The organism is Cupriavidus cauae (assembly GCF_026210475.1).
GTDB classification, from domain to species: domain Bacteria; phylum Pseudomonadota; class Gammaproteobacteria; order Burkholderiales; family Burkholderiaceae; genus Cupriavidus; species Cupriavidus cauae.
On the sequence record NZ_CP080293.1, the window covers coordinates 1,113,578 to 1,137,360 of the forward strand.

Here is a 23,783-nt window from a genome sequence, read left to right on the forward strand (position 1 = left end):
ATGGGATGGCGATTGGCTGCGGTGACCGCGGTCGCCGCGGCAACGCTGCTGGCCGGTTGCGGCGGCGACGACGATGATGGTCCGTCGACCGGCGGCCCGCCCGGAGGCGGCGGGCAGGCGGCGACCCCGGCGATCACGCTGACGATTTCCGCGCGCGAGGACTTTCCCGGCAGCTTCGGCAGCGTCGGCGCCTACGAGAAGCTGACCGGCTCGCTGCACGGCGAGGTCGATCCGAAGGACCCGCGCAACGCGGTGATCCAGGACCTCGAGCTCGCGCCGGTCAATGCGCGCGGCATGGTCGAGTACACCACCGAGTTCGTGATGCTCAAGCCGAAGGACATCGGCAAGGCCGGCGGCGTGCTGCGCTATGACGCCCCCAATCGCGGCAATATCCTGACCATGCCGAACCCGGCCGCGGTGCCGGGCGATGCGGTCTATTTCGAGCGCGGCTATGTGTTCCTGTACGCCGCGTGGCAGGGCGACGTGCCCAAGAGCTCGCCGGCGCGGCTGACGCTTAGCGTGCCGGTGGCGCGCAACAAGGACGGCAGCAGCATCACCGGCCCATACGCCGCGGAGCTGGTGCCCAGCGTGGCGACCTCGACCATGAGCCTGCCCGGCGGCGTCTTCAACGGCTCGATGATTCCCTACGCGCCGGCCAGCCTCGACAACACCCAGCCCGGCTACACGCTGACGCGCCGCGTCAACGAGACCGATCCGCGCGTGCCGATCGCGCCGTCGGAATGGAAGTTCGCCGACTGCGGCCCCGGCGGCGCGCCGTTTCCCGGCAAGCCCGACGGCAGCAAGGTCTGCCTGAAGGACGGCTTCCAGCCGGGCTATCTGTACGAGATCACCTACGTGGCCAAGGATCCGAAGGTGATGGGCGTGGGCCTGGCGGCGCTGCGCGACACCGTGACCTTCTTCCGCCATCGCAGCGCCGACGCGGCCGGCACGCCCAATCCGATCGCCGGCGCGATCCGCTACGCGATCGGGCAGGGCACCTCGCAGTCGGGCAATGCGATGAAGACCTTCCTGCATCTGGGCTTCAACGCGGCGCTGGACGGCGGCAAGGTGTTCGACGGCATCTTCGCGCATGTGGCCGCGCGCCAGACCAATATCAACACGCGCTTCGCGGTGCCGGGCGGCGGCGGTGGCCTGCGCACCGACCATCGCGCCTTCGGCCAGACCGCGCCGCGCGGGCTGGCGGCCGACTACGTGGACGCGGTCGCGGGCCGCACCGGCGGCGTGATGAAGCGCTGCAGCGAGACGCGGACCTGCCCGCGCTTCTTCCTCGGCCTGTCGGGCACCGAGTTCTGGCAACTGCAGGGCTCGCCGGTGCTGACCGACGCCTACGGCTTCACCGATCTGAAGCAGCCGGACAATGCGCGCATCTACTACTACGCCAGCACGCAGCACGGCGGCCGCTCCGCGCAGATCAACTACAACCCCGCGCAGACGGTCTATCCCGCCGGCTCGATGATCGACTTCGCCGATACCTTCCGCGCGCTGTTCATCGCGCTGGAGGACTGGGTCGCGCGCGACATCGCGCCGCCGGACAGCCAGGTGCCGCGCATCGCCGACGGCACGCTGGTGCGGCCCGACCAGTTGCAGGTGCCGGTGATCAAGGGCGTCGGTTTCGCCGGCCCGAGCGGAACGGTGCCGATCCCCGACTTCCAGTACCTCGGCCGCTACAACGGCTTCCCGCTGCTCGACTACGGCCCGCAGTACCGGCCGCAGGACGAGTCCGGCATCGCTTCCGTACTGCCGCCCGCCTATCTGGGCCGCGACTACGCGATCCTGGTGCCGCAACTCGATCCCTCCACCGGCCTGGCGAAGGCGGGCATCCGCGCGCTCGACGTGCAGGTGCCGGTCGGCACCAGCCTCGAGTTCAACTACGTGGCCACGCCCGGCATCGTCGATCTCGTCAATCTGGGCGGCAGCTACATCCCCTTCCACAAGACCGAGGCCGCGCGCACCGCGGCCGGCGACCAGCGGCCCTCGCTGGAGGCGCTGTATGGCGACCAGGCCGGCTATCTGGCGAAGCTGCGCACGGCCGCCGACGCGCTGGTGTCGCAGCGCTTCCTGCTGCCCGCCGACGCACAGCGCGCGATCGCGCGCGCCCAGGCCAATCCGGTGCTGCCGTGAAGCGGCACCGGCGCAACGGAAGGAGAGACATCATGACCAAGCCAGGACCCTGGCGTGTCCATGCGGCCGCGCTGGCCGCGGCAGCCGCGGCGGCCGTGACGCTGGCTGCCTGCGGCGGGGGCGACGATCCGCCGCCTGAGCCGCCTGAGCCGCCGCTGGCCGGCAATCCGCAGCCCAGATCGTGCGCGCAGATGGCGGCAGCGGTGCTCGACGGCGCCGCCGTGCAGTCGGCCACCGAGGTCGCCGCCGGCAGCTTCTCGCCCAATGCCGGCACCACGCTGACCGTGCCCGCCTTCTGCCGCGTGCAGGCGGTGGCGCGGCCCAGCAGCGATTCGGAGATCCGCTTCGAAGTGTGGATTCCGGCCGCCGCGCAATGGAACGGCAAGCTGCTGGTGACCGGCAATGGCGGCTACAGCCCGGCGCTGGGCTACCGTGCGATGGCGATGGGGCTCGCGCGCGGCTACGCCACCGTCGGCGGCGATACCGGCCACCAGTCGGCCAATCCGAACGACATGCTGTTCGGCGTCAACCATCCGGAGAAGATCGTCGACTGGGGCACGCGCTCGATCCATGCCATCACGGTGCCGAGCAAACGGCTGGTCGCCGACATGCACGCGCGCGGCATCGAGCGCGCGTACTTCTACGGCTGCTCGACCGGCGGCCACCAGGGCTATGCCGAGGCGCAGCGCTATCCGGACGATTTCGACGGCATCATCGCCGGCGCGCCGGGCAACAACCGGGTGCGGCTCAATGCCGGCTTCCTGTGGCAATTCCTCGCCAACCACCGTCCCAACGACAATCTGTCGCCAATCATCCCGGCGGCCAAGCTGACGATGGTGACGCGCGCCGCGGTGGCGGCCTGCGATGCCGACGATGGCGTCACCGACGGCGTGGTCGACGATCCGCGGCAATGCGGCTTCGATCCGGCAACGCTGCAATGCAGCGGCGCCGATGCGGACAATTGCCTGACCGCCGAACAGGTGTCGGCGCTGAAGGCCATGTACGCAGGGCCGCGCAATCCGCGCACCGGGGAGCAGGTCTATCCCGGCTGGCCAAAGACCAGCGAGGCGCTGTTCACGGTGGCCGGCGCACCGGTAGGCTGGAACACCTACTGGGGCACGACCGAGCCCACGCGCGCCGATTTCTGGCGCTACTGGGTCTTCGACAATCCGCAATGGAACTGGTGGACCTTCGATTTCGATCGCGACCTGGCCTATGCCGACGCCAAGGTCGGCACGATGGTCGATCAGACCAACGCCGATCTGTCGGCCTTCAAGGCCGGCGGCGGCAAGCTGCTGGTCTACAACGGCTGGCAGGACCCGGTGGTCAACGCGGTCGATACCATCGCCTACTACGATCGCGTCAAGGCGGCGCAAGGCTCGCAAGCCGCCACCGACGCGTTCTTCCGGCTCTTCATGGTGCCCGGCATGGGGCACTGCTCGGGCGGGCCGGGTACCACGCAGTTCGGCAACGGCGATACGCCGGCGCCGGTGGTCGATGCGCAGCATGACATCCTGGAGGCGCTCGATGCCTGGGTCACGCGCGGGACGGCGCCGGAGCGCATCGTCGCTTCCGCGGTCAGCGGCGGCGCGGTGACGCGCACCCGGCCCCTGTGCCCGTATCCGCGCAAGGCGGTCTATCAGGGCAGCGGCAGCACCGACGATGCGGCCAATTTCACGTGCCGCTAGCGGGCAGCGTCCGCTGGAAGGGAGGCAGAAGTTGCAAGGCATGTAAGACCGTTCCGGGCCGGGACAAGGCACGGATCGCGACCGGCGGGGTCGACAACGCCCCGCCGCCGTGGTCCGCGCCTTGCTGCATGTCGGCTGGCGCCGATCCGGCGTCGACCGACCGAGGAGGGATGTCATGCCTCACGAGCAATATCAAGCCTGTATCGATGCCTGCACGCGCTGCGCTCAGGCCTGCCGTCACTGTGCGGCGTCCTGCCTGCAGGAACACGATGTGCAGAAGATGACCGAGTGCATCCGGCTGGACCTGGACTGTGCCGGCATTTGCGAACTTTCGGTGGCCTATATGTCGCGCGGCAGCGAGCATTCGCGCCAGCTATGTACGCTGTGCGCGCAGATCTGCGAGCGCTGCGCCGAGGAGTGCGCGCGCCATCAGGCCCAGCATTGCCAGCAATGCGCACAGGCCTGCCGCGATTGCGCGCAGGCGTGCCGGCAGATGGCGGCGTGACGGCGGCTTGCCGTTTGCGGTTTGCGGTTTGCGGGGCTGCGGGACCTTGCAGGGCCGGCGGAACCTGCCGCCAGGGAGTGGAGCGATGGCCGATGTCACCCATGATGCGGCACTGTGTCACATAGTGCACCGGCGCGTGGCGGTATATCGTCGCGCACCGGTTTCGCGTCCGCGACTCGCCATTCCGTCAGAACCTCATGCCCCGCGCCGCTCCGCCTTGCCCTGGACCGACCTCGCGCTACCGCGCATCCCATGCCGTTTCCGCGGCGCTGACGGCAGCGTCGCTGGCGTGGACATTCCCGCTGCTGGCGCAGACGGCCGACCGGGCCACTGACGGTGCCGCCGACAGCGCCACCGGCGGCGCCACCGGCCGCGCCACTGAGGGGGCGCCCGACGGCACCGTCACGCTGCCCACCGCGACCGTCACGGCGGCCGCTCCCGGCTCGCCGACGGTGCCGGCGGTGGTCCGGCAGCGCGCCACGCTGTTCGGCACCGTCGGCTCGGTCGGCTTCGTCGATGCGCAGTCCCATGCGGACAGCTATGCCAGCAATGTGCGCGATGTCCTGAAGGACACGCCGGGCGTCTACGTGCAGGAGCGCTATGGCCAGGAGCTGCGGCTGTCGATTCGCGGCTCGGGCATCGCGCGTGGCTATCACGTCCGCGGCATCGACGTGCTGCAGGACGGCGTGCCGACCAACTTCGCCGACGGCAGCGGCGACTTCTATCAGATCGATCCGCTCGCGCTGCAGGCCACCGAGGTGTACAAGGGCGGCAACGGCCTGGCCTATGGCAGCACCACGCTGGGCGGCGCGATCAATTTCACCACGCCCACCGCGCTGACCGCGCCGGCGCCGAACCAGCTGCGGCTCGAGGGCGGCAGCTTCGGCACCGCCCGCGCCAGCGCGCAGGTGTCGCGCCAGTTCGGCGCCTTCGATTTCCTCGCCAACCTGAGCGTCAATCGCGCCGACGGCTATCGCGAGCACCAGCGCGGCCAGTACCAGCAGTTCAATGCCAACTTCGGCTATCGCCTCAGCCCGGATGTCGAGACGCGCTTCTATCTCGGCGTCTATGTGGTCGACCAGGACCTGCCGGGCACGCTGTCGCTGGCCGACGCCCTGAACCAGCCTCGCCGCGCCTCGGCCGGCGCGCTGGCGCTCGATCAGGCCCGCGACACGCGCACCGAGCGCCTGGCCAACGTGACGACCATCCGGCTGGGGGAAGGGCAGCAGCTGGACCTGCGCAGCTGGGTGATCCACAAGGACCTGCATCACCCGATCTTCCAGGTGATCGACCAGGACAGCTGGACCTATGGCTTCGCGCCGCGCTATACCGGGCGCGGCAGCGTCGGCGGCATGCGCAACGAGCTGATCGTCGGCGGCCGTTTCTTCGGCGGCACCGGCGATTCCCGCCACTACCTGAACCAGGGCGGAAGCCGGGGCGCGCAGACGCTGAACGCACGCCAGCAGGCGGCCAACTACGAGGCGTATCTGGAAAACCGGCTCTATCTGCTGCCCAAGGTGGCGCTGATGGCCGGGGCCAAGGCCTATCGCGCCGAGCGGCGCTATACCGACCACGGTGGCCTGGCGGCCAATCCGGTGGCCAAGTCCGACCGCGATACCTTCAGCGGCATCAACCCCAAGATCGGCGTGCTGTGGGAACCGGCCCCCGAGGTGCAGGCCTTCGTCGATATCACGCGCAGCGCCGACGTGCCGGACTTTTCGGATCTGCTGCAGACCATCGGCAGCGCCCAGCGCTTCGTGCCGCTGGCGGTGCAGCGCGGCTGGACGCTGGAGATCGGCACGCGGGGGCGGCGCGAGCGCTTCGGCTGGGATGTCGCCGCCTACCGCGCGCTGGTGCGCGAGCAGATGCTGCAGTTCGCCACCGGCCCGGACATCCCGGCCTCGACGTTCAACGCCGGCCGCACCACGCTGCAGGGCGTGGAGCTGGGCGTCGATGCCGACCTGCTGCGCGGCGTGCTGACCCCGGGCGATCGCCTCAACGTGGCGCAGCTGTGGAACTACAGCGATTTCCGCTTCGACCACGACCGGCGCTACGGCAACAACCGCATCGCCGGCGTGCCGGAGCATGTCCTGCGTACCACGCTGACGTACGGCGTGGGCGAGCGCTGGCGCATTGCCGGCACGCTCGACTGGGTGCCGAGCGGCGCCTGGGTCGACTATGCCAATACGATGCGCGCGCCGGGCTACGCGCTGTTCGGCCTGCAGGCGTCCTACCGCTTCGGCGGCGGCGTGACGCTGTTCGTCGATGCCCGCAATCTGGGCGACAAGCGCTATGTCAGCGACTTCGGCACGGTGGCCGACGCGCGCAGCGCGAACACCGCGGTGTTCTACCCGGGCAGCGGGCGGGCCATCTACGCCGGGCTGCAATATCGCTTCTGAAGCGGCGGCGCGCAGGCAGCGCGACGCCGTTCCCGCGCGGGCACCCCAGCGGCCCGGCAGGCCGCGTGGTCGCCGCCGTGCCGCCGGGGCGACGGCCTGCTCAGTGTTCGTGATGCAGGTACTTGGCCTGGCGCGGCAGCCGCAGGCTGACCAGGAAGGCCACCACCATCATCGCGGTCACGTACCAGTAGAAGGCGGACTCGTGGCCGACCGACTTCAGGCCGAGCGCGACGTATTCCGCCGAGCCGCCGAAGATCGCGTTGGCGATCGCATAGGCCAGGCCGACGCCGAGCGCGCGCACTTCGGGCGGGAACATCTCGGCCTTGACGATGCCGCTGATTGACGTATAGAGGCTGACCACCGCCATCGACAGCGTGATCAGCACGAAGGCGACCGCCGGATTGGTGATGGTATGTAGAGCGGTCAGCACCGGCACCGTGATCAGCGCGCCGAGCGCGCCGAACAGCATCATGTTGGTACGCCGGCCGATGCGGTCCGACAGCGCGCCGAACACGGGCTGCATGCACATGTAGACGAACAGCGCGCCCGTCATCACGTAGCTGGCGGTCTTGATCGGCATGCCGGCGGTGTTCACCAGGTACTTCTGCATGTAGGTGGTGAACGTATAGAAGATCAGCGAGCCGCCGGCGGTATAGCCAAGCACCGTGAAGAAGGCCGCCTTGTGGTCGCGCAGCAGCGCGACCACGCTGCCGGCGTCCTGGGTGTTGCGCGTGTCGGCGCTGGACGTTTCATGCAGCGTCCGGCGCAGCAGCAGCGCCACCACCGCGGTGATCGCGCCGATCACGAAGGGAATGCGCCAGGCCCAGGTCCTGAGCTCCTGCTCGGTGTACAGCTGCTGCAGCACGACGACCACCAGCACCGCCAGCAACTGGCCGCCGATCAGCGTCACGTACTGAAACGACGAGAAGAAGCCGCGCCGGCCCTTGAGCGCGACCTCGCTCATGTAGGTGGCGGTGGTGCCGTATTCCCCGCCGACCGACAGGCCCTGCAGCAGGCGCGCCAGCAGCAGCAGGGCGGGCGCCCACATGCCGATGCTGTCGTAGGTCGGCAGGCAGGCGATCATCAGCGAGCCGGTGCACATCATCACCACCGAGATCAGCAGCGAACTCTTGCGCCCGTGGCGGTCGGCGATGCGGCCGAACACCCAGCCGCCGATCGGCCGCATCAGAAAGCCCGCGGCGAATACGCCCGCGGTATTGAGCAGCTGCACGGTGGGATCGGACTGCGGGAAGAAGGAGTGCGCGAAATAGATCGCGCAGAACGCGTAGATATAGAAGTCGAACCATTCGACGAGATTGCCGGACGACGCGGCGACGATCGCGAACACGCGGCGGCGGCTGTCATGTTCCCGGTCATGGTCCGTCTTGCCGGCCGGAATGGTGGTGCTGGTCAGTTCTGTCATGGGAGATCGCTGAGTAGGACGCCGGCGCTCAGGCGTGGACACGCGTGCGCCGGCGTCGGGCGAAGCGCGCGGCGGGGCACCGCCGCTGCAACAGAGGCCGCCCGCGGCCAGGGAGCTGACGGGCGGACGGCAGGGCGGTATAAGGGTAACCCCTAGGGCGTGATCCTGCACGGCACGGCGGTGCGGCCGTCGGAAAGGGGCGATGGCGAGCCCAGGCATGGCGCGGGATGGCGCGCGATTGTTCGGGATCGCGAACACAGTGTCTGGTGGAGCGTCTGCGCAAGGGCGGGCGCTGGCCCTCTCCCCCGGCCTTCTCCCGCGCGCGGGAGAGGGCCGGGGGAGAGGGTAAAGGGCAGGGCCCCGCTACACCGCTACGAGCCCACCATGACCCGGCTCTGTCCGCCCGAGAGCCTGCGCACCTCGATGCGCGTGCCGATGCGCTCGGTCATCTCGTGCACGTGCGAGATCACGCCGACCTTGCGGCCCTGGGCCTGCAGGCTGTCGAGCGCGTCCATGGCGACGCGCAGCGTGTCCGCGTCGAGGCTGCCGAAGCCCTCGTCGATGAACAGCGATTCGACCCGCACGCGATGCGAGGACAGCGATGCCAGCCCCAGCGCGAGCGCGAGCGACACCAGGAACGACTCGCCGCCGGACAGCGAATGCACCGAGCGGGCCTCGTCGGCCATGTCCTGGTCGATCACCAGCAGCGCCAGGCTCTGGCGCACGCGTTCGAGCCGGTAGCGGCGCGACAGCGTGGCCAGGTGCCGGTTGGCGTAGCCGAGCAGGATGTCCAGCGTCATTTGCTGGGCATGGTTGCGGAATTTCTTGCCGTCGGCCGAGCCGATCAGTTCGTTGAGCACCTGCCAGGTGTGCGCGGCGGCCTGCTGCCGGTCGATGCGCGCGATCAGGTCGCTGGCCTGCGCGCGCCGCTCGTCGTCGCGGCGCAGCGTGAAATCGGCCTCGGCCAGCGCCTGCTTGGCGCGTTCGAGTTCGGCGCGGGCCGCCGTCAGCGCGGCCTGGACGGTGGCCGCGTCGCCTTCGCCGAGCCGGCGTGCCAGATGGCGTTCGCGTTCGGCGCGGCGCGTCTGCACCACGGCGCGGGCTTCATCGACCTCGCGTTGCAGCGCGTGCAGCGCCTCTTCCTCGCGCGCCAGCCAGTCGGCATCGAGCGCCAGCAGCGCGCGCAGGGCGGCTTCGTCGAACGGCGCGGTGGCGGCGGGGCCGATGTGTCGGACGTCTGCGTCGAGGCCGTCATGCCCGTCGTGTCCGTCGCGTCCATCGCGCCTGTCGCGGCAGTCGTGCCCGTCGTGCCCATCGTGTCCGACGTGCCCATCGTGTCCGACGTGCCCGTCGCCCCAGGCCTGCAACCACGCATCGAGCCGCGTCGCGGCGTCGCGCGCCTGCTGCTCCAGCGCCTGGGCTTGGGCCTGCGCCTGTTCGGCGCGCGCGGTCTGCCGCGCCAGCTGCTCGCTGGCAGCCTGGCTCGCCCGCTGCGCCGCGTCGACGCGCGCCGTGGCCTCCGCCCCGGCTTGCGCCAGACGGGCGGCGATGGCCTCGACCGCCAGGCCCGCATCGGGCGTGCCGGCAAACAGCGCATCGCGGCGGGCGCTTTGCTGGGACAGGCGCGCGTCGGCGAACGCCAGCGACTCGGCGGCCTTGCGATGCGCTTCGACGGCATGCTCGTGCGCCTGCGTGGCGGCGGCCAGTACGCCATCGAGCTGCACGATGCGCTGGCGCTGCGCGTCGCGTTGGTCGCGATGCCGCGTCCATGCGCCGGCGTCAGCCTCGCAGCGCGCACGGAATGCCGCCGGATCGTCGTGCCACTGCCGGCGCCAGTCGAGGCCCGCGGCGCGCTCCAGCGCGCCCGCGTCCAGTTCGCGCAGGGCCTGGTCGCGCTGCGCCGCCGTTGCCGCGGCCGACTCGACCGCCGCGCCGTGACGCAGCGCGAGTTCGGCGGCCGCGGCCTGCGCGCGTTGCAGCGCGCTGTCGGCCGCCATCTGCTCGGCCTGCGCGGCGTCCAGGCGGACGCGCGCGGCCTGCAGCTGCTTGTCGAGCGCGCGCAGGTCGGCGTCGAGTTCGGCCGCGCTGCGCAGCTGCGCGTCGGCGTCGGCCAATTGCTGCGCGAACCAGTCGGCGCGCTGGTCGGCATCGACGGTCTCGACCTGCGCAGTGTGCCCGGCCTGCACGGCCTGGGCCCGCCAGGCTTGCACGGCCTGCCCGGCCTGCCCGGCCTGCACGGCCTGCACGGCCTGCACGGCCTGCACGGCCTGCACGGCCTGCACGGCCTGCACGGCCTGCGCGACTTGCCCGGCCTGCACGGCTTGCCCGGTCCGCGGCACCTGCCCCACGTCCACGCGCTGCGGGAGCTGCGCGGCCAGCGCATCGGCCTGCCACTCGCGTTCGGCGCGGTCGCGCTGCTGCCGTGCGGCGGCCAGGCGCGTGTCGAGCTGCGCCAGCGCTTCGTCGTGGCTGTGCGCCAGCGTGGCGGCGCTGCGTTCGTCGGCGTCGATCCGGGCCAGCGCCTGCTGGCAACGGCGGTACTCGTCCTCCAGCGCGCCCAGCGTGGCCTGCAGCGCCGCGCGCAGCGGCGAGTCGTCATGCGCGTACGGGTGTTCGCTGGCGCCGCACACCGGGCAGGGTTCGCCCGGCTCCAGCGTCTCGCGCAATTGCTCGACGCTCTGCTGGCACGCCGCGAGCGCGCGTTGCCAGGAGCGTTCCGCCTGCGTGGCGGCCTGCTGCGCGGCAGGCCGCGCGGCGCGGGCCGCATCGATGTCTTGCTGGCACTGCTGCCGTTGCGCCTGCAGCGTGTCGCGCTGCTGGATCAGCTCGGCCATCCGCGCTTCGGCCGCAAGCCGTTCGCGCCAGCGCGCCGCGGCCTGCTGCAGCGCGTCGCGATGCCGCTGCAATTCGACGGCGCGCGCCGCGATGGCATCGCGATCATGGCCGGCCAGCGCCTGCTGCGCCGTCGCGACCTGCCGCTGTGCGCCTTGCAGCGACTCGGCGGCGGAGGCGAGCCGCGCCTGTGCCTCGGACTGGTCGCGCCGGGCCGTGGCCAGCCGCTCGGCCAATAGCGCGACCTCCTGCGTGGCGGCGACGTGCCGGCCGTGCCAATCGTCGGCCTGCGCGAACAGCGCCTCCCAGCGCGGCCATTGCGCGCCGAGCGCCTCGCGGCCGGCATGCCGCGCGAGCCAGTCTTCGGCGGCGGCCAGCGCCGCGCCCGCGGAGTCGCGCTCCGTCCGCAGTCGGGCCTGTTCGCGGCGTGCCTCGTCCAGTGCCTGCGCGGCTTGCCGATGCGCCTGCGCCGCGCGCTCGCGGTCCGGCGTCAGCGTTGCGATCACGGCGTCGAACTCGCGCGCCTGCGCCAGGCGCGGTGCCATCTCGGCCTCGGCGTGGCGCGCCGCCTCCAGGTCGGTGGCAGCGCGCTGCCGTTCGGCCTGTGCGTGCTGTGCCGCGCGTTCGGCCGCCGCCTGCGCCTCGGCGGCGCGCGCGAGTTCCTGGCGCTGCGCCTCGCGCTGAGCGGCCAGGCGGTCGATCTCGGCCACCAGCGGCCGCGCGACCTGGGCCGCGTGTGCGTCCGCCAGCCGGGCGCGCCGCGGTGCGGCGGCATCGTGCGCGGCGACGGCCGCCCGATGCTGCTCAATCGCCTGCTGTTCGAGCTTGGCGAGTTCCGCCGCGTCGGCGTGCCAGCGCAATTGGGCCTCGTGTTGCCGCAGCCGTTCGTCCAGCGCCGTCACCGCGTCCTGCTGCTGGCGCCGTTGCAGCTCGCACTGCACGCGCGTCTCGGCGTCCAGCGGCTGGTGCTGCGCGGCCTGCTCGCGCAGCTGGCGCAGCGCTTCCTGCTCGGCCTTGTTGCGTTCGAACGCGCGCCGCGAGATCGCCTCGAAGCGGCCGGTGCCGGTCAGCGCCTGCAGCAGCGCCGCGCGTTCGTCGTCGCCGGCCTTCAGGAAGGCGAAGAACTCGTTCTGCGCCAGCAGCACCGCGCGCGTGAACTGCTCGAAGGTCAGCCCGACGCGCTCGACGATCGCGGCCTGGACCTCGGTCTTCAGCCCGCCGCCGACCGGCTCCTCGCCGGGCAGCCGCGCCAGCGACATCTGCGTCTGCTGCAGCTTGCCGCCGGCCTTGGAGCGCGCGCGGCGCACGCTCCAGCGGGCGCGGTAGGCCTGCCCGTCGCCGCCGACGAAGTCCACCTCGGCGTGGCCCTCGGCGGCGCCGCGGCGCAGCAGCGTGCGCGTGTCGTGCGCGCCGATGGTCTCGCCCGCGACATCGGGCAGCACCGTGGCGCGGCCACCGACGCGGGCGACGCGCGGGGTCTCGTCGTACAGCGCGAGGCACAGGGCATCGAGCAGCGTGCTCTTGCCCGCGCCGGTGGGGCCGCAGATCGCGAACAGGCCGGCCGAGGCCAGCGGTTCGGCGGTGAAGTCGATGGCGAACTCGCCCGACAGCGAGGCCAGGTTGCGGCCGCGAATGGCGAGGATCTTCATGGCGCTGCCACCTCGTCCGGCGCGTGCAGCAGTTCGGCCAGCGCGGCCGCCAGCGTGGCGGGCGCCTCGGCGCCATGCCGCTCGCGATACAGCGAGGCGAACACCGCGGCCGGGTCGAGCCGGTTCAGGTCGTCGAGCGACAGCATCGGCGCGGGCGCCTCGCCGGCCGCGGCGGCGGTGCTGACCTCGATGCGCGCGAGGCGCACCGGCTTGCCGTCGAGCGCGGCTTCCACCTTGGCGCGCAGCGTCGGCTCGGGGCCGTCCAGCGCGACGCGCACCTGCAGATACGGCTGCAGCGCGTCGGGCAACGGCGGCAGCTCGAGCGCGCGCAGCGCGTCCAGCGCCTGTTCGAGCGGCCGGGGCGTCAGGGGCACGCGCATCAGGTCGACGGGTCTGGGCACCGGAATCGCGCGCCACTCGGCCAGGGCCTCGCCCTCGAGCCGCGCGCTGACGACCTGGTGCGGATAGTGGATCTCGGAGAACGACATCGGCAGCGGACTGCCGCTGTAGCGGATGTGCTCGTGGCGGCCGACCTTCTGCGGCCGATGCAGATGCCCCAGCGCGACATAGGCGATGGCCGGGTCGAAGATGCCGGCCGGCAGCGCCTCGGCGCCGCCGATCACGATGCGCCGTTCCGAGTCCTCCGAGACCTCGCCGTCGCGCATATGGCAGTGGCCCAGCGCGACGATGGGCTGGCCGGGTTGCCGGCGGGACAGCGCCAGTTCGAGCGCGCTGCGATAGAGCGCGGCGACGCCGGCCTGGTAGGGGTCGGTGCCGGTGCCGGTCTCGGTATCGATGCCGGTATGGATGCCGGTATCCGCGTTGTCCCGCGCGGCCTCGACCCGCGGCACGTCGCTGGGGCGCAGGAACGGGATGGCCAGGCACCACGCCGCGATCCGGCCGCCCGCATCGCGCACGGGCACCACCAGCTTCTCCACGTCGATGGTGCCGTCGGGCAAGCGATGGACCTGGCCGACGCAGGCCGCGCCGAACCAGTCGAGGAAGGGCGCCGGGGCCTCCAGCCGCGCCGGCGAGTCGTGGTTGCCGGCGATCATCACGATCGCCAGATGGGGGCGCCGGCGCCGTGCCTCGGTCAGGAAGCGGTACAGCTGGCGCTGCGCCGCGGCCGACGGGTTGGCGGTGTCGAAGATGTCGCCGGCGACCAGCAGCAGGTCGGTGGCCTCGGCGTCCAGCGTATCGAGCAGCCAGTCGAGGAAGTGCTGATGTTCGTGGGTACGGTCGTAGTGATGCAGGGTCTGGCCGAGATGCCAGTCCGAGGTGTGCAGCAGTCGCATGCTGGGGGAGGGCCTTTCAACGTTGGCCGAGACGATAGCAGAGATCGGTGGGGGGCCGGCTCGGCCGCACGTTGGCTCGGGCTCGGGCCCGGGCTCACGCTCGGGCTCGGGCTCGGCTCAGGCTCAGGCTCAGGCTCAGGCTCAGGCTCAGGCTCAGGCTCAGGCTCAGGCTCAGGCTCAGGCTCAGGCTCAGGCTCAGGCTCAGGCTCAGGCTCAGGCTCAGGCTCAGGTTCAGGCTCCGATCGGCTCGGGGCGGGCTCGGGCCGGGCTCGGGCCGGGCTCGGCCGCGATGCGGCGGCCTTCTGCACGATCGGGCGAATCGGGCTACACTTCGGCCCGCGCTGTCCGCAGCGCACCGCTTCAAGACAGCGGCGGGGTGGCAGAGTGGCATGCCACGGCCTGCAAAGCCGTGTACGACGGTTCGATTCCGTTCCCCCGCCTCCAGGTTTCCTGCCCGCGCCAATGCAATCGGCGCGAGCGGCGTGGTTCAGCCGGCCTTCTTCATCGCGCCATCGTCGCAGCGCGCGATTTCCACCGTCACATGCGCCAGTTCCTCGTGCACGCCGAGGGCGGTACGCACGCGCGCCGGCGTCAGCGTCGGGTCGTGCGTGACCAGCGCGACGATGCAGGCGAACTTGTCCTTGCCGACCCGCCAGACATGCAGGTCGGTCACGCGGGTGCCATCGCGGCCCTGGTCGAAGCCGGCCAGCACCTCGCGCACCTCGTCGACCACCGGATGGTCCATCTCGCGATCGAGCAGCACCGCGGAGGTCTGGCGGATCAGGCCGAGCGCCCAGTGTCCGACCAGCACCGCGCCGACGATGCCCATCACCGGATCGAGCCAGTTCCAGCCGAGCCACCAGCCGCCCGCGAGCGCCAGCAGCGCCAGCACCGAGGTGGCGGCGTCGGCCAGCACGTGCAGGTAGGCCGAACGCAGGTTCAGGTCGTGGCCATGCGCGTGGCCATGCGCGTGGTCATGGCCGTGCCCGTGGTAGTGGCCGTGATGATGATCGTCGTGGTGATGGTGGTGGTGATCGTGCCCGTGCCCGTGGTGATGGTGGTGCGCGCCGCCCAGCAGCCAGGCGCTCGCCAGGTTGACCAGCAGGCCCAGGCAGGTGACCGCCATCGCTTCCGGATAGCGGATCGCCGCCGGGGCGAACAGCCGCTCGATCGAGGCGAAGCCCATCAGCGCGGCCACCCCCATCAGGAAGACCGCGCTGGCGAAGCCGGCCAGCACCTCGATCTTCCAGGTGCCGAAGGCGAAGCGGCGGTCGTTGGCGAAGCGGCGGGCGGCCGCATACGCGAACACCGACAGGCCGATCGCCAGCGCGTGCGAACTCATGTGCCAGCCGTCGGCCAGCAGCGCCATCGAGCCGAACCACCAGCCGGCGGCGATCTCCGCCACCATCGCCGCGGCCGTCAGCAGCAGCACCAGGCGCGTACCGCGTTCGCCGGCGGCGTTGCCGCGGTCGAAGACATGCGAGTGGGTCCAGGGGGAGAGATCGTGGGTATGCATGGCTTGGCCTCTTTTCGATGGCCGCAAGGGTAGCAGCATGCATGCGTGGGCAGGCGCAAATCCCTGCTGCAAGTGCGCCGACTCCCGGTCGGCAGTGGCAGTCGGGACCCGGTCAGGACTCGCAGTCGGGCCTCGCCGCCGCGGCTTGGGGCGGCACCCGCGGTTGGAACCGCCAGCAGCCGGCGCCCTCAAGTTTCCCGGATGGCCGATCGTTTACCCCCAGACGCAAAATGGATTTGTCGCCGCTTAACATACATTCATGAATGCATGTATCATCGCGATCACGATTTTGCGTAATTTCGCTCTTTGCTTGCCAAAAGTACGATGACTTATCGATTCATTGCCGGTTGCATGGCGGCGTGGCTCGGCTTGTGCGCCACCGCCGGTTGGCTGATCGAACGGCTCTGGGCCTGACCTCCAGCCCGTTCGCGCGGCGCCGATGCGGGTGGCGTCTCCTGCCTGGCACGGACTGTGCCAGTGCCTTCGCCGGCATCTTTCAACTCCTCCTCTCCCCTCGACCATGACACAACAACAAGAACGCACGGCGCGTTCGCTGCGCCGCTCGGCCGCCCTTTGCTGCGCCGCAGCAGCGCTGATCGCCGCGGCGCCCGCCCAGGCCGACCCCGCCGTCCATGTGGCCTACGGCCGCGACCCCGGCCACGGCCTGAACAAGTACGAGGTGGGCCTGAACTGGGATTCGGGCTTCGCCTACGGCAATCCGCAGGGCTGGCTGGCCAAGCTGCAATGGGAAGTCGAACTGGCGCGCTGGAACGCGCGCAGCGGCAACAACCGCCGCGACGTGACCGAACTCGGCTTCTCGCCGATCCTGCGCGTCGAGAAGCACGGCTGGAGCGTGGTGCCGTTCGCCGAGCTGTCGGTGGGCCTGCGCCTGATGAGCGCCACCTCGACCTCGGACTCGCACGACTACAGCACCGCCTTCCAGTTCTCGGACATGGTCGGCGTGGGCGTGGCCTTCGGTCCGCAGAAGCGTGCCGAGGCCGGTTTCCGCTTCCAGCACATCTCGAATGCCAGCATCAAGCGGCCGAATCCGGGTACCAACTTCTACACCGGTTACGTGCGTTACCGCTTCTGAGCGCTGCCTCCGGGCGCCCGCGTCCGGGCCCCGACCTCTCCGCGGGCCCATTCCCGGCCGGACTCGGCCGGTCCCGGCCTCTCCCGGGCCCACTGCCTGGGGCTTGCTTGGAGACCCGCTTCGGGGCCGCTCCGGGCCTGCCGGGCGCCAAAGCGTGCGCGGCTAGCTGCCGCCGCGCACGCCATCGAAGAACTCCCACAGCGCCGGCGCATCGCTGGTCGCGACATTGAAGCGGATCCACGGCGAATCGGTCTCGTCCGGCGCGAAATAGCTGCCGGGCGCCAGCCATACGCCGTGCGACAGCGCGCGCGTCGCCAGCTGGCCGCCGGACAGCCCCTGCGCGGCCGCGGCCGCGCCGTCGGGCGCCCCACGTACCCGTGCCCAGGCGAACATGCCGCCTTCCGGGCGCAGCAGCACTTCGAGGCCGTGCGCCTCCATCTTCTCGGTGACGCGGTCCTGCTGCGCGCGCAGCCGCGCGGCCAGCGCGTCGACGTGGCGCGCGTAGTGGCCGCCGGTCAGCACCGCATAGACCAGCCGCTCGGTGACCTCCGAGGAAGTGAGCCCCACCGCCATCTTGGTGCGGGCGAAGGCCTTGGCCAGTTCCGGGCTGGCCGCCAGATAGCCGACCCGCAGCGACGGCGTGATGGTCTTCGAGAAGCCGTTGACGTAGACCACATGCGACAGCCCGTCCATCGCCGCCAGCATCGGCGCGCCGGCGGGAGCCAGCTCGCGATAGATATCGTCCTCGACCACCAGCAGCCGGTGCTGCTCGGCCAGCTGCAGCACGCGGTGCGCGTTCATGCTGGTCAGCGTGCCGCCGGTCGGGTTCTGCAGCACCGTGTTGACGAACAGCGCGCGCGGCCCGTGCCGGCGGATGGCCGCGTCGAGCGCGTCGGTATCCAGCCCCGCCGCGCCACGCGGTACGCCCACCACCTTCAGCCCGGCCAGCCGCAGGATCTGCAGCAGATTGCAGTAGCACGGGTCCTCGACCAGCACCGTATCGCCGGCGCGCAGCAGCGTGCGCACCACCAGGTCCAGCGCCTGGGTCGCGCCCTGCGTCAGCACCACCTGCTGCGCCTGCATCGGCATGCCGTATTGCGCGAGCCGCGTGGCGATGTGCTCGCGCAGCGCGGCGAAGCCGTAGGGATGGCCGTAGCCCGACACCTGGCCGGCCGGCACGCGGGCGGCGGCGCGGATGGCCTGGTGCAGCCCTTCCTCGTTGAGCCAGTCGCCGGGCAGCCAGCCGGCGCCGGCCTTGATCGGCACCGAATGGTCGGCGAACACGTCCGACAGCAGCCACGCGGCGTTCAGGGCAGGGGTCTCCCAGCGTGGGCTCGGCGCCTGCTCGGTGCTGGCCTGGCGATGCGCGACCGTATAGCCCGAGCCCGCGCGCGCGGCCAGGTAGCCGAGAGCGGTCAGCCGGCCGTAGGCTTCGGCCACCGTAAAGGTGCTGACGCCATGCTGGGCGGCGAAACGCCGCACCGAGGGCACCGCGATGCCGGGGCGCAGGGCGCGCCGGTCGACCAGCGCCGCGATGCCGGCGACGATCTGTTCGGTCAGCGTGTCGCCGCCGCGGCGGCTGCGGGTCAATTCGAGCTGGATCATGCGACCGCATTGTGCGGGGGATGCCTGTACAGTTCAAGCGCGGCGAGGGGCGCTGCCGGCCACCCCGGCCATGCCGCGATGCCGCATGCTCTCGGCGGATACGGGCGCATCGCGATGATGCCGCGGCGCCGGGACTGGGATTGACCTGTACGGTTCGAGCCGCAAAATCAGTACGGTAAGGCGAGCATTTCGCAACCGTATATTTTTAGGGAGCGCCGGGCTCGCTACAGTGGCCGGATCGCTATCCCGCGCCATCGGCCGCTGTTGCCCGGCGGCGCGACATCCCGAACCGACCGGACCAGGCCCTGCACAAGGCCCCGGACCCAGCCCGACCAAGCCAGGACGAACCCAAGGAGGAAGTAATGGACGCCGCCAAGACCGTGATTCCCGATCTCGATGCGCTGTGGATGCCGTTCACCGCGAACCGCCAGTACAAGGCGGCGCCGCGGCTGCTGGCCTCGGCCAGCGGCATGTATTACACGACCCACGACGGCCGCAAGATCCTCGACGGCTGCGCCGGCCTGTGGTGCGTGGCGGCCGGGCACTGCCGCAAGGAGATCGCCGACGCGATCGCGCACCAGGTGCAGACGCTGGACTATGCGCCGCCGTTCCAGATGGGCCATCCGCTGTCGTTCGAGGCGGCCAGCAAGGTCGCGGCGATCATGCCCTCGGGCCTGGACCGCATCTTCTTCACCAACTCCGGCTCCGAATCGGTCGATACCGCGCTGAAGATCGCGCTGGCCTATCACCGCGCCCGCGGCGAGGGGCAGCGCACCCGCTTCATCGGCCGCGAGCGCGGCTATCACGGCGTCGGCTTCGGCGGCATGGCGGTCGGCGGCATCGGCCCGAACCGCAAGGCCTTCTCGGCCAACCTGATGCCGGGCACCGACCATCTGCCGGCCACGCTCAATATCGCCGAGGCGGCCTTCTCCAAGGGCCAGCCGACCTGGGGCGCGCATCTGGCCGACGATCTCGAGCGGATCATCGCGCTGCACGATCCGTCCAACGTCGCCGCCGTCATCGTCGAGCCGCTGGCGGGCTCGGCCGGCGTGCTGGTGCCGCCGGTCGGCTACCTGGAGCGGCTGCGCGAGATCACCAGCAAGCACGGCATCCTGCTGATCTTCGACGAGGTGATCACCGCCTTCGGCCGGCTGGGCGCGGCCACCGCGGCCGAGCGCTTCAAGGTCACGCCGGACCTGATCACGATGGCCAAGGCGATCAACAACGCGGCCGTGCCGATGGGCGCGGTGGCGGTCCGGCGCGAGGTCCACGACACGGTGATCGACGCCGCCGCCGCCGGCGCGATCGAGCTGCCGCACGGCTATACCTATTCGGGCCACCCGCTGGCGGCCGCCGCGGCGATCGCCACGCTGGACCTGTATCGCAGCGAGGACCTGTTCGGGCGCGCCGCGAAGCTGGCGCCGCTGTTCGAGGAGGCCGCGCACGGCGTGCGCGGCGCTCCGCACGTCAAGGACATCCGCAACCTGGGCCTGGTGGCCGGCATCGAGCTCGAGCCGCGGCCGGGACAGCCGGGCGCGCGCGGCTACGAGGTCTTCCTCAAGTGCCTGGAGCGCGGCGTGCTGGTGCGGTACACCGGCGACATCCTGGCCTTCTCGCCGCCGCTGATCGTCACCGAGGCGCAGATCGCCGAGCTGTTCGACACGGTGCGGCAGGTGCTGAAGGACGTGCAGTAAGGCAGCGCCGGCGCGGACGCCCCGCGCCGATCCCTCTCCTCTCCCCGCTGCGGGAGAGGGGAGCGAAAACTCCCACCCCGCCTCCCGCTCCCTTCTTCTGCTCCGAACCCCGAAGCCCGCCTCCATAAGTGACGGTTTGGCCAGAGCGGTTCGATAAACTAGGCGCTTTTTTGCCCCGGCCGGCCCACCTGGCCGAGCCGCGGGCGGCCCTGCGCGTCCACCCAGGCGGTGGCGCCCGCGGGCATTGGCGACCGGTCATCCACAGGCCGGCCAAACTCGATCCTGGCGACACCGCCCGGCCGACCCCGGGCGGATGCCGCCAATGCAGGAGATCCCTTCATGAGCTTGTTCCGCACCAAGGACATCGAAACGATGCTGGCCGCGAGCCGCGACGATGGCTTGAAAAAGGTGCTCGGCCCGGTCGACCTGGTGATGATGGGCATCGGCGCCATCATCGGCACCGGCATCTTCGTGCTGACCGGTACCGGCGCGCTGACCGCGGGCCCGGCGCTGACGCTGTCCTTCGTGATCGCCGCGCTCGCCTGCGGTTTCGCCGCGCTGTGCTACGCCGAATTCGCGACCGCGATCCCGGTGTCCGGCTCGATCTACACCTACAGCTACGCCACGCTGGGCGAGATCGTCGCCTGGATGATCGGCTGGGACCTGCTGCTCGAATACGGGCTGGCGACCTCGGCGGTGTCGGTCGGCTGGTCGGGCTACTTCCAGTCCCTGCTGTCGGGCTTCGGCGTGCAACTGCCGGCGGCGCTGACCGCCGCGCCCGGCGCGGTGCCGGGCGTGCAGACCGTGCTGAACCTGCCGGCGGTGCTGATCATGCTGGCGATCACCTGGGTGGTGTCGTATGGCGTGCGGGAGTCGGCACGGGTCAACAACATCATGGTGGCGATCAAGGTCGCGGTGGTGCTGCTGTTCATCGCGGTCGGCGTCTGGCACGTCAAGCCGGTCAACTGGCAGCCCTACGCGCCGTTCGGCTTCGCCGGCATCGTCAATGCCGCCGCGCTGGTGTTCTTCGCCTTCATCGGCTTCGATGCGGTGACCTCGGCGGCCGAGGAGGTGCGCAATCCGCGCCGCGACCTGCCGATCGGCATCATTGGGTCGCTGGCGGTCTGCACGCTGCTGTATGTCGCGGTGGCGGCGATCATGACCGGCATCGTGCCGTTCCCGAAGTTCGAGGGCATCGACCATCCGGTCTCGCTGGCGCTGCAGTACGCGGGCGAGAACTGGGTCGCGGGTTTTGTCGACCTCGGCGCGATCCTCGGCATGACGACGGTGATCCTGGTGATGACCTACGGCCAGACCCGCATCCTGTTCGCGATGTCGCGCGACGGGCTGCTGCCGGCCCGGCTGTCGCGGGTGCATCCGGTGCACGCGACGCCGTTCCAGGCGACGTGGGCGGTCGGCATCGTGTTCTCGTCGATCGCCGGCCTGGTGCCGCTGAACGTGCTGGCCGAGCTGATCAATATCGGCACGCTGTCGGCGTTCGCGCTGATCTCGATCGCGGTGCTGGTGCTGCGCAAGACCCGGCCGGACCTGCCGCGCACCTTCCGCTGCCCGGGCGTGCCGGTGGTACCGCTGCTGTCGGTCGGCTTCTGCCTGTTCCTGATGGCGCATCTGCAGCCGTTCACCTGGGTAGCCTTCCTGCTGTGGCTGGCGCTGGGCCTGGTGATCTATTTCGGCTATGCGCGGCGCAACGCCGTGCTGCATCGGTAGGGCTCGCCAGGGCCTCGTCGGCCGGGCGCCGTCAGGGGCTCGTCAGGGCGTCGTGGGTCCGGCCTCGTCGGGGCCTCGACAGGGCGTCGCGGGTCCAGCCTCGTCACCGCCTCGTCGGTAGGGCCTCCGCCGCCCAGCGCCCCAACTGTCAGAAAAAACGCCGGAACAGTACCTGGGAAACTGTTCGGAACTGTCCCTTTGATGGCCGCGCCGGCCGTCCATAATGAAATCGTGCATCGAAGCACGCCGTGGCGCGGCCGTCCGTGCGGTCGCCCACATTGGCAAGAGGCCCGGCGCAGCGGGCAAAAACCGCCGCGAAATACCGAAAGGCTTCAGGACCATCGGCGCCGACCATGCCCGCCTGGACAACATCCGGTCCCGCCGTTGCGCGACCGGCAGGCGGCGGGCCGGACGAGCCGGCTCCGCTCGATGCCCATCGACAGGAGCAGCACCATGCAGGAACTCAGGGATTTCGAACTGGACCAGGCCGGCACGCCGGTCAGCTGGCGCGCGCGGCTGGGCCAGCGCATCGTCGCGCGCGACGGGAACATCTGGTTGACGGTGGAAGGGCAGCGCGGCGATGTCTGGCTGGCGCCGGGCCAGTCGTTCGACCTGCCCGAGGGCGCCTGGGTATGGATCTCGGCCGACGCGCCGGGGGCGCGCTTCACGGTGGCCCAGCAGTCGGCGCCGCTGTCATGGCGCGGGCTGCTCGCCCTGCTGCGCCCGCGGCCGCGGCCCGACCCGATACGGCTGCCGGAGCCGTCCGCCGGCTGGTGGCCGGCACGGCATCTGTCGCGCTAGCGGGAATGGGTCGAAGCGATTGAAGCGTTCGAAGCGTTCCAAGCGCTCGAAGCGCTCGAAGCGCTCGAAGCCCTCGAAGCCCTCGAAGCCCTCGAAGCCCTTGAAGCGCTCGAAGCCCTCGCAGCGTTTGGAACGTTTGAACGTTTGGAGCGTATGGGCCGGAAGGATGGAGCGCGGCCCGGCGGCGCTCAGCGCGCCGGCGTCGCGGACGACAGCGTGGCGGCGACCGCCTGCCACAACGGCTCCAGCCGCTGCCGCTCGTTGTCGGCGGCCTGCGGCGCCAGCGACGGCGTGCGGCACAGCAGCACCGCGGTCTGGCCGGCCTCCGGCAGCGGTACCCACCAGACGCGGCCGTACTGCAGGCGGCCACCGTCGCTGGCGATGGAAAAGCTGGCCCAGTTGGCGCGGTGATTCGCCAACCGTACGGTGCCCTGGGCGATCACCTTGGCGCTGGCGCCGGTCAGCGCCTTCAGTTCCTCGGCCGCGCGCGCGGCGGCCACAGCGCCCGAGCCTTCCTTCCCGCCTTCCTTTGCGCCTTCCTTCGATCCTTCCCTGGCCGCGTCCTTCGGCAGCGGGCGCGCCAGCAGATCGATGGTCGACAGGCCGTTGCCGCCCTGGCTGGTGAAGGCAAAGATGGCGTTGTCCGGCAGCAGCTTTTCCCGGGCCGCATCGCGCTCCCAGGACAGCGGCATGCGCAACATCAGGTCGATCGCGCCGGCCTGCCGGACGCCCCTGGTGGTGTAGGTCCTGGCCATCGGCGAGGCCAGTTCGGCGGCGGGTTTGTCCTCGTAGACCGCGGCCAGCAGCAGTTGCAGCGAGGCCTTTTCCATGTCGCCCTGGGCGCTTTCGCGCACGCGCTGCAGATAGGCCTGCATCGCGGGCTCGGAGGCCAGCGCCGACTGCATCGCCTCGCGGTCCATTTCCAGCACCTTGGTCGCCAGCCGGGCACGGTCGGTGGCGGGCAGCGGAATGTCCTGGAACAGCCGGGTCACCGTGGCCAGCGCATCGGGATACTGGCGGTCGAACGCGTTGCGCACCTGCTGGATGTCGTTGCGCAGCGACGGGTATTTGGCCGCGGCGCGCTCGAGCGTGGCGTTCTGGTTGGTCAGGTAGCCGTACAGGCTGGTCAGACCCGAGATGGCCGCGGGCGTGTAGTCCCACGCGATGGCACTGGCGGGCAGGCCGATCAGACCTGCGAGCAGCGCAAGGCGCGGCAGCCACGGCACGCAATGCCGCATAGGAATCCCCTTCAATAGGTCGACACGGCCGGCTGTGCGTGTCCTTTGTTGTGCCGACCGGAGGTCCGAGTCCCGGCGGATGTTCTCGATTGTAGCCGAAGGCAGGGGGCGTCACGTGCCGTTTGCTGCCCGCTGGTCACGCCCGGCGGGATGGGCCTACAATCGACTGGCCCAC

General features: G+C 70.8%; 14 protein-coding genes and 1 tRNA gene. 9 read left to right on the plus strand and 6 right to left on the minus strand.

The features are described 5' to 3' along the window. The 4 genes from KZ686_RS05015 (at position 1) to KZ686_RS05030 (ending at position 6,734) form a co-directional block, all read left to right on the plus strand. Positions 1 to 2,142, plus strand: a complete 2,142-nt coding sequence (locus tag KZ686_RS05015; protein WP_265633409.1) for an alpha/beta hydrolase domain-containing protein — start codon at positions 1 to 3, stop codon at positions 2,140 to 2,142. Between the two features lie 32 nt (positions 2,143 to 2,174). Further along, the gene (locus tag KZ686_RS05020; protein ID WP_265633149.1) at positions 2,175 to 3,830 is read left to right on the plus strand and encodes a tannase/feruloyl esterase family alpha/beta hydrolase; all 1,656 of its coding nucleotides are present in this window, start codon (positions 2,175 to 2,177) and stop codon (positions 3,828 to 3,830) included. 175 nt (positions 3,831 to 4,005) lie between these two features. Then, on the plus strand, positions 4,006 to 4,335 hold the full coding sequence (locus KZ686_RS05025; RefSeq protein WP_149317188.1) for a four-helix bundle copper-binding protein: 330 nt from the start codon (positions 4,006 to 4,008) through the stop codon (positions 4,333 to 4,335). Between the two features lie 197 nt (positions 4,336 to 4,532). Beyond that, on the plus strand, positions 4,533 to 6,734 hold the full coding sequence (locus tag KZ686_RS05030; RefSeq protein ID WP_265633150.1) for a TonB-dependent receptor family protein: 2,202 nt from the start codon (positions 4,533 to 4,535) through the stop codon (positions 6,732 to 6,734). Between the two features lie 100 nt (positions 6,735 to 6,834). Here the strand turns inward: KZ686_RS05030 and KZ686_RS05035 are convergent, their stop codons facing one another. The 3 genes from KZ686_RS05035 to KZ686_RS05045 all read right to left on the minus strand — a co-directional run bounded on the left by KZ686_RS05035 (position 6,835) and on the right by KZ686_RS05045 (position 13,933). After that, a complete protein-coding gene (locus tag KZ686_RS05035; protein ID WP_265633152.1) occupies positions 6,835 to 8,157 on the minus strand; it encodes an MFS family transporter in 1,323 nt (440 codons plus the stop codon). A 371-nt stretch (positions 8,158 to 8,528) separates the two neighbouring features. Then, entirely contained in the window at positions 8,529 to 12,638 is a 4,110-nt protein-coding gene (locus tag KZ686_RS05040; protein ID WP_265633153.1) for an AAA family ATPase, read from the minus strand. Beyond that, positions 12,635 to 13,933 carry an exonuclease SbcCD subunit D C-terminal domain-containing protein gene (locus KZ686_RS05045; RefSeq protein ID WP_265633155.1) on the minus strand — a complete coding sequence of 433 codons (1,299 nt, stop codon included), beginning with the start codon at positions 13,931 to 13,933 and terminating at the stop codon, positions 12,635 to 12,637. Before KZ686_RS05045 ends, KZ686_RS05040 begins: the two co-directional genes overlap by 4 nt. A gap of 370 nt (positions 13,934 to 14,303) precedes the next feature. Here KZ686_RS05045 and KZ686_RS05050 point away from each other — a divergent pair. Next, positions 14,304 to 14,377: transfer RNA gene (locus KZ686_RS05050), tRNA-Cys, on the plus strand. Between the two features lie 43 nt (positions 14,378 to 14,420). On the opposite strand, the gene dmeF is transcribed toward KZ686_RS05050, so the two are convergent. After that, the gene (gene dmeF / locus KZ686_RS05055) at positions 14,421 to 15,449 is read right to left on the minus strand and encodes a CDF family Co(II)/Ni(II) efflux transporter DmeF (RefSeq protein WP_265633157.1); all 1,029 of its coding nucleotides are present in this window, start codon (positions 15,447 to 15,449) and stop codon (positions 14,421 to 14,423) included. Positions 15,450 to 15,969: 520 nt separating this feature from the next. Between dmeF and KZ686_RS05060 the strand changes: the two genes are divergently transcribed. Next, positions 15,970 to 16,542, plus strand: a complete 573-nt coding sequence (locus tag KZ686_RS05060) for an acyloxyacyl hydrolase (protein WP_149317182.1) — start codon at positions 15,970 to 15,972, stop codon at positions 16,540 to 16,542. A 162-nt stretch (positions 16,543 to 16,704) separates the two neighbouring features. Here the strand turns inward: KZ686_RS05060 and KZ686_RS05065 are convergent, their stop codons facing one another. Next, positions 16,705 to 18,147 carry an aminotransferase-like domain-containing protein gene (locus KZ686_RS05065; protein WP_149317181.1) on the minus strand — a complete coding sequence of 481 codons (1,443 nt, stop codon included), beginning with the start codon at positions 18,145 to 18,147 and terminating at the stop codon, positions 16,705 to 16,707. Positions 18,148 to 18,509: 362 nt separating this feature from the next. Between KZ686_RS05065 and KZ686_RS05070 the strand changes: the two genes are divergently transcribed. The 3 genes from KZ686_RS05070 (at position 18,510) to KZ686_RS05080 (ending at position 22,370) form a co-directional block, all read left to right on the plus strand. Further along, complete coding sequence (locus tag KZ686_RS05070) at positions 18,510 to 19,841, plus strand: aspartate aminotransferase family protein (RefSeq protein ID WP_149317180.1); 1,332 nt, start codon at positions 18,510 to 18,512, stop codon at positions 19,839 to 19,841. A 339-nt stretch (positions 19,842 to 20,180) separates the two neighbouring features. Continuing rightward, entirely contained in the window at positions 20,181 to 21,569 is a 1,389-nt protein-coding gene (locus tag KZ686_RS05075; protein ID WP_149317179.1) for an amino acid permease, read from the plus strand. Positions 21,570 to 22,022: 453 nt separating this feature from the next. Next, on the plus strand, positions 22,023 to 22,370 hold the full coding sequence (locus KZ686_RS05080; protein ID WP_226108107.1) for a DUF2917 domain-containing protein: 348 nt from the start codon (positions 22,023 to 22,025) through the stop codon (positions 22,368 to 22,370). A gap of 188 nt (positions 22,371 to 22,558) precedes the next feature. On the opposite strand, the gene KZ686_RS05085 is transcribed toward KZ686_RS05080, so the two are convergent. After that, positions 22,559 to 23,608, minus strand: a complete 1,050-nt coding sequence (locus tag KZ686_RS05085) for a hypothetical protein (RefSeq protein ID WP_265633160.1) — start codon at positions 23,606 to 23,608, stop codon at positions 22,559 to 22,561. Between the last annotated feature and the right edge of the window lie 175 nt (positions 23,609 to 23,783).

Coding starts and splice junctions, on each gene's coding strand:
- KZ686_RS05015 (WP_265633409.1), top strand. CDS start 1: ATGGGATGGCGATTGGCTGCGGTGACCGCGGTCGCCGCGGCAACGCTG.
- KZ686_RS05020 (WP_265633149.1), top strand. CDS start 2,175: ATGACCAAGCCAGGACCCTGGCGTGTCCATGCGGCCGCGCTGGCCGCG.
- KZ686_RS05025 (WP_149317188.1), top strand. CDS start 4,006: ATGCCTCACGAGCAATATCAAGCCTGTATCGATGCCTGCACGCGCTGC.
- KZ686_RS05030 (WP_265633150.1), top strand. CDS start 4,533: ATGCCCCGCGCCGCTCCGCCTTGCCCTGGACCGACCTCGCGCTACCGC.
- KZ686_RS05035 (WP_265633152.1), bottom strand. CDS start 8,157: ATGACAGAACTGACCAGCACCACCATTCCGGCCGGCAAGACGGACCAT.
- KZ686_RS05040 (WP_265633153.1), bottom strand. CDS start 12,638: ATGAAGATCCTCGCCATTCGCGGCCGCAACCTGGCCTCGCTGTCGGGC.
- KZ686_RS05045 (WP_265633155.1), bottom strand. CDS start 13,933: ATGCGACTGCTGCACACCTCGGACTGGCATCTCGGCCAGACCCTGCAT.
- dmeF (WP_265633157.1), bottom strand. CDS start 15,449: ATGCATACCCACGATCTCTCCCCCTGGACCCACTCGCATGTCTTCGAC.
- KZ686_RS05060 (WP_149317182.1), top strand. CDS start 15,970: ATGACACAACAACAAGAACGCACGGCGCGTTCGCTGCGCCGCTCGGCC.
- KZ686_RS05065 (WP_149317181.1), bottom strand. CDS start 18,147: ATGATCCAGCTCGAATTGACCCGCAGCCGCCGCGGCGGCGACACGCTG.
- KZ686_RS05070 (WP_149317180.1), top strand. CDS start 18,510: ATGGACGCCGCCAAGACCGTGATTCCCGATCTCGATGCGCTGTGGATG.
- KZ686_RS05075 (WP_149317179.1), top strand. CDS start 20,181: ATGAGCTTGTTCCGCACCAAGGACATCGAAACGATGCTGGCCGCGAGC.
- KZ686_RS05080 (WP_226108107.1), top strand. CDS start 22,023: ATGCAGGAACTCAGGGATTTCGAACTGGACCAGGCCGGCACGCCGGTC.
- KZ686_RS05085 (WP_265633160.1), bottom strand. CDS start 23,608: ATGCGGCATTGCGTGCCGTGGCTGCCGCGCCTTGCGCTGCTCGCAGGT.